General features: G+C 39.8%; 4 protein-coding genes and 1 pseudogene. 1 reads left to right on the forward strand and 4 read right to left on the reverse strand.

What is annotated here, in order from left to right; translation table 11 throughout:
* Positions 1 to 339: 339 nt before the first annotated feature.
* The 4 genes and pseudogenes from B3D47_RS02775 to B3D47_RS02790 form a co-directional block, all read right to left on the reverse strand.
* Positions 340 to 1,566, reverse strand: a complete 1,227-nt coding sequence (locus tag B3D47_RS02775) for an aromatic amino acid transaminase (RefSeq protein WP_286859823.1) — start codon at positions 1,564 to 1,566, stop codon at positions 340 to 342.
* A 29-nt stretch (positions 1,567 to 1,595) separates the two neighbouring features.
* The gene (locus tag B3D47_RS02780) at positions 1,596 to 2,996 is read right to left on the reverse strand and encodes an amino acid permease (RefSeq protein ID WP_286859825.1); all 1,401 of its coding nucleotides are present in this window, start codon (positions 2,994 to 2,996) and stop codon (positions 1,596 to 1,598) included.
* 172 nt (positions 2,997 to 3,168) lie between these two features.
* Positions 3,169 to 4,230 (reverse strand): 4-hydroxyphenylpyruvate dioxygenase, encoded by a 1,062-nt coding sequence (gene hppD, locus B3D47_RS02785; RefSeq protein ID WP_004893356.1) that lies wholly within the window; start codon positions 4,228 to 4,230, stop codon positions 3,169 to 3,171.
* Positions 4,231 to 4,733: 503 nt separating this feature from the next.
* Positions 4,734 to 4,890 (reverse strand): annotated as a pseudogene (locus B3D47_RS02790) (MFS transporter); the annotation flags it as partial.
* A gap of 276 nt (positions 4,891 to 5,166) precedes the next feature.
* On the opposite strand from B3D47_RS02790, the gene B3D47_RS02795 reads away from it, so the two are divergent.
* Entirely contained in the window at positions 5,167 to 5,649 is a 483-nt protein-coding gene (locus B3D47_RS02795; protein ID WP_286859827.1) for a VOC family protein, read from the forward strand.
* The last annotated feature ends 326 nt before the right edge of the window (positions 5,650 to 5,975 follow it).

Consider the following 5,975-nt stretch of genomic DNA (forward strand, 5'->3'; position numbering starts at 1 on the left):
TAACATAATACACCTTATACGTAATTATTTTATTTATTGATATAAATCATATATTTAAATTGTGATAAGAAGCTCGATCATCTTAGATTGGGCTTTTTTTATGATTTTTTATATTTAACGATTAATAAAGAAGCAATGTTCCACAGTTTTATATAGCCTCATTTAACCCTAGTGCAGAACAAAATATATAGATGAAATAAGAATAGATATCCAAGTGGTTACGGATTTTGCCCAAGAAAATTATCTGAAGGCTTTTTATTTAAATAGATCAAATCACCATTCATAAAAAAAGCCTTCGAGCACTCAAGCTAGAAGGCTTTTAGAAACTTAATGTTTTTTTTAAGCAATCAGTGGTTCAGCTTCATTTTGCATTTTGATCACCGCAGCCATCGACTCGGCAACATAATCAATATTGCTGAGGTTCAGACCCGCCGTACACATCCGGCCACTACGAACCAGATAAATCCCGTAATGCTGTTTTAATAGATCCACCTGATCGGCAGTGAGGCCGGTATAACTAAACATGCCTTGTTGCTGGGTCAGGTAGCTGAAATCAAGTTCTGGTAATGCCTGAGACAATTTTTCTTTGAGTAAGCTTCGCATACGTAAAATCCGCTGGCGCATTTCTTCAACTTCAGCCTGCCATTGCTGAAACAGTTCAGGATTATTTAACACCTGACTGACCAATAGAGCGCCATTGGCCGCTGGACTTGAATAAATCCGGCGAACTGTAGCTTTTAACTGGCCTAAAACATTTTGTGCGCTTGTAGCATCATCACAGACGAAACTTAAGCTACCAATCCGTTCTCCATACAAAGAGAAGATTTTGGAAAATGAATGGCTGACGATGAAATTCATACCGGCTTGATCAAGTGCACGAATGGCATAGGCATCTTGTTCCAGACCCTGACCGAAACCTTGATACGCCATATCTAGGAACGGAATTAAGGATTGAGATTTTAATACTTCAATGACCTGATCCCATTCATGTGGCTGTAAATCTGCACCAGTCGGGTTATGACAGCATGGATGCAGTAGTACGATGCTCTGCGCTGGCAACTGTTTTAAACATTCCAGCATTGCCGGAACATTTACGGCATTGGTTTCTGCATCATAATAAGGATAAAAATGGGTTTGAATACCAGCGCCATTAAAGATTGCAATATGATTTTCCCAAGTCGGCTGGCTCACCCAGATTTCTGATTCTGGAAAATATTTCTTTAAAAAATCTGCGCCGACTTTCAGCGCTCCCGAGCCGCCCAAGGTCTGAATTGTGACTACACGGCTTTGCTCGCGAGCAGGGCTAGAAGTTCCAAAAATTAATTTCTGTGCAGCCTGGTTAAAGCTGTTCAGTCCGTCCATCGGCAAATAGACACGAACTTTATGATAGTCAGGGGTCAGGTAAGTATAAGCTTTCTGAACTGAGTCTAGCTGCGGCACAATGTTATCTTCATTGTAGTACAGACCGATACTTAAGTTGACTTTGTTACTCCGTTGATCTTTGTTGAATTCTTCCATTAAAGAGAGAATCGGATCACCGGCATAGGGATCAATATGTTGAAACATGAATCTATCCTAATCTAATTAATATAGTATTACGCTTCTGGTAAAGAGCTGATTTTGGTCGTGTCTAACACAACTGTCTGATTTTCTTTTTTGCGTTTGAAGAAATAAGCAATCATCAGAAGTCCAATCCAGACCGGGATCATAACAACCGCAATTCGCATTTCTGGGGTACTGCTCATAATCAGCAGAATACCGCCCATAAATGCGATACATAAGTAGTTGGTGAATGGATAAGCCACACTTGGAAAATCTGTTCTGGTCTGCATGCGGTTCATGGAGGTCTTGAATTTTAAATGGGTATAGGAAATTACCACCCAGTTAATCACAATGGCTGCGACCACCAGCATCATCAGCATGCTAAAGGCTTTTTCTGGCACCAGATAATTCAACAAGACACATAGGAGCGTACAAAACGCCGAGACCATAACGGCATTGACCGGAATACCACGCTGATTGATTTTAGCTAGAAATTTAGGTGCATTACCTTGTTGAGCTAATCCCAACAGCATGCGGCTGGTACAGTAATTAGTACTGTTATAAACCGAAATCGCTGCGGTTAAAACCACAAAATTCAGAACTGCGGCCACCGTCTGGCTACCAAGTGAATCGAAAATCAGCACGAAAGGACTACCGCCTTGCGCCATCATATTCCAGGGATAAAGCGATAGAATCACCACCAGGCTCAGGATATAAAATAACAGAACACGGTAAACAATCTGGTTTACTGCTTTAGGCAAGGTTTTTTTCGGGTTATCTGTTTCTGCCGCTGCAATGCCGACCAGTTCAATACCGCCAAAAGCAAACATGATCATGGCCATCGCCATAATCAGGCCCATAATCCCATTCGGGAAGAAGCCACCTAATTGCCACAAATTTTCCAGACTGGATTGGCTATGACCACTGCCACTGGCCAGTAAATAACTGCCGAAAGCAATCATGGCAATAATGGCGCCGACTTTAATGATCGCCAGCCAGAATTCCATTTCTCCGAATAATTTTACGTGAAGTAAGTTGATTACATTAATGAAAATAAAGAAGCCGAGCGCAGACACCCAGGTTGGGATTTCGGGCCACCAGTAATGCACATACAAGCCGACAGCGCTTAATTCGGCCATACAGACCAGAATATTCAGTACCCAATAATTCCAGCCAGACATAAATCCGGCAAACTTGCCCCAGTATTTATAAGCGAAATGGCTAAAAGAACCGCTGACAGGTTCATGTACAATCATTTCACCCAACTGGCGCATCATTAGAAAAGCAATCAAGCCTGCAATGGCATAACCCAGAATAACGGAAGGCCCGGCCAGCTTGATGGTTTGTGAGATGCCGAGAAACAGGCCGGTACCAATGGAACCACCCAGTGCAATAAGTTGAATATGCCGGTTACTTAAACCCTTTTTCAGGTTTCCTTGTTCAATATGCTGCATTTTTATTCATCATCCATGTGAGATTAAGTACTGAACAGTGATGATGGGCTTTATTATTTTTATACCGTCATCGGTGCAGAATCTTAAGTTTTATATAAGCGTATATGTTGAAGCAGAGGCAGTAATACCGATGCATATGACACTACATACATCGGTATATTTTAAACAAAGATCAGGCTTTCGAGATGTCCAGAACGCCACGTTTGATCTGATCACGTTCAATGGATTCAAATAAAGCTTTAAAGTTCCCTTCACCGAAGCCGTCGTCATCTTTGCGCTGGATAAACTCAAAGAATACCGGACCAATCATATTTTCAGAGAAAATCTGTAACAGCAGGCGTTTATTACCGTCTTTGGTATTGCCATCCAGCAGGATGCCACGTTTTTGCAGTTCATCTGCCGGTTCACCATGATTTGGCAAGCGCTCATCCAGCATTTCATAATAGGTGCTTGGCGGTGGTGTCATAAACTTGGTACCTAAGGCTTTAAGCTTGTCCCAGGTTTCCAGAAGGTCATCACAAATAAAGGCAATATGCTGAATGCCTTCACCATTAAATTCATTTAAGAATTCAGCAATCTGACCATTACCTTTATCTGAATCTTCATTCAGTGGAATACGGATCTTGCCGTCTGGCGCTGTCAGGGCTTTAGAAGTCAGGCCAGTGTATTCACCTTTAATATCGAAATAGCGGATTTCCTGAAAATTGAAAATCTTTTCATAGAAATCTGACCAGTACTGCATACGGCCTTTATACACATTATGGGTTAAATGATCGATTTCATTTAAACCTGTACCCAGTGGACGGGATGGAACGTTATCAAAGAAAATAAAATCATTCTGATAAATGTCACAATCCACCAAGAAGATTGGAGAACCGCCAATGCCTTTAATCGCTGGAATGTTCAGCTCCATTGGACCGATTTTGTTGTAAATTGGCTCCGCACCTATTTCAATTGCTTTTTGAAAGGCTTTCGCTGCATTCTTGGTGCGGAATCCCATTGCGCAGGCAGAAGGGCCATGCTCTTTATAAAAATATGCTGCATATGATTCAGGCTGATAATTCAGAATGATATTAATATTGCCTTGGCGCCATAAGTAAACATTTTTCGATTTATGCTTCGCCACTTTTGTGAATCCGATGGTTTGAAAAACAGGATCCAGCTGGCCATCTTCAGAGACAAATTCAATAAATTCGAATCCGCACAGTTCTAATGGATTGGCTAATTCATTCATACAACATCCTCATTATTTAAAAGCAATCCTATTGCTCATCTTTTACTGTCTTGTTTAGGGCTCACGGATGTATCACTGCCATTTTATATTGAGTAGACAAATCCGTTTGCCTGACTTCTTTTCTTGCTGAACTGCATCGATTCCTGATGCATGCAAGAAAAAGAAGGAATTTACCTCATCATACTGGATATAAGATATTATTCAATACGTAATTTAATTACGCAATAAATAATAAAACGAAATAATGGGGTAATTTATAACATAAATTAATGTTATTCATAAAAATATTTTTTAGATAATTCCAGGAAATTAACGCACTGGAAATGTAGCTTTTTGTAAGACTAAGTCGTCTTAAACGAGCTATTTTGCAAGGCTTGCTGAGCTCAGGTTTTTAGGAAAAGAACCTGAAAAATTGAAATATGCAGAACTTGGTTTTAAATTGATTTTCCACAAAGAAAGAAAAGGCCCTTAAATAGTTAAAGGTCTTACTGCTTGAAAGGAATTTAATCTGTCAGTTTTTCCACTTTTATACTTTCACGATAGATACTGGCAGCCTTTATACAGTAGGAAAACACCAATTACCCCGGCCATCGCATTGACGATAGAAATGGAGTTCCCGACCATTAAGGTATTTTCAAAGTAGCGGTCTGTAATCAGCGCAAATGAAAAAGCAAGGCATATTGTCGACTTGGACCTCGACAACTTTATAAACATTTTAGTGGCTTAGAACAGCTACAAAGCACTTTATAAAATGTGCAGCAGATCAAGAAATACCTGCTATTACAATTCGAAGAATAAAAACACAATAAAGAAACTGGCGTTTTGCCAGCTTAGGTCGAATATAGAATGCACAGATAAATTTGTTTAGCCACTCAAAAGCGTAAAGCATGGCTAAACAAATGCGTTATCTCTTAATCTCCACGCAGAGGTGAGATCATGAATATTGCAAAAAATACCATCTGCCTTTGGTACGATCACGATGCTGAAGAGGCTGCACGGTTTTATGCGCAAACCTTTCCAGACTCGTCAGTAGAGGCAATAGTCCTTGCCCCTGGAGATTATCCGTCAGGAAAAAAGGGAAATGTCATTACAGTCAATTTTACGGTATTGGGTATTCCATGTATTGGTTTGAATGGTGGGCCAGAATTTAAGCATAATGAAGCTTTTTCCTTTCAAGTGGCCACACAAGATCAGGAAGAAACGGACCGATACTGGAATGCGATTGTGAACAATAGTGGGCAAGAAAGTGAATGCGGCTGGTGTAAGGATAAATGGGGAATTTCCTGGCAGATTATCCCCATGGCTTTACTTGAAGCATCTTACAGTCCAGATCCAGTAGTAGCAAAAAGGGCATTCGATGCCATGCTTAAAATGAAGAAAATTGATGTAGCAATAATTCAGGCAGCGGTTCGTGGTTAAGTTATGTGGACTGATACAGCTTATATATCTGATGTTTCCGATGAAGCGAGTCACTTTATGAATAGACATAGATTGAGCTAAATTTTAAAAATCTCGCGCTTTTTATTTGTACCGACTCAGATTTAAACTTTAATGAATTGTCAGCTTGAGTTAAATAATACTTTTATAAAAAAGCCCTTGGATTTTTAGAGCCAAGGGCTCTAAATTTTCTGCCATAAGCTTGGTTTTACTGGCTTTTGGGAGCTTGATAGTGAGTAAGTTGTAAATTCATTATTAATCTTTATCAAGACAGAAATTGAGAATTTTATTTATAAGTTTTATATATA

It is taken from the genome of Acinetobacter sp. UBA3461, assembly GCF_002381195.1.
Classification (GTDB): Bacteria; Pseudomonadota; Gammaproteobacteria; order Pseudomonadales; family Moraxellaceae; genus Acinetobacter; species Acinetobacter schindleri.

Bases quoted from the DNA above. Each gene is read 5' to 3' on its own strand.
- B3D47_RS02795 (WP_286859827.1), top strand. From the start codon at position 5,167: ATGAATATTGCAAAAAATACCATCTGCCTTTGGTACGATCACGATGCT.
- B3D47_RS02780 (WP_286859825.1), bottom strand. From the start codon at position 2,996: ATGCAGCATATTGAACAAGGAAACCTGAAAAAGGGTTTAAGTAACCGG.
- hppD (WP_004893356.1), bottom strand. From the start codon at position 4,230: ATGAATGAATTAGCCAATCCATTAGAACTGTGCGGATTCGAATTTATT.
- B3D47_RS02775 (WP_286859823.1), bottom strand. From the start codon at position 1,566: ATGTTTCAACATATTGATCCCTATGCCGGTGATCCGATTCTCTCTTTA.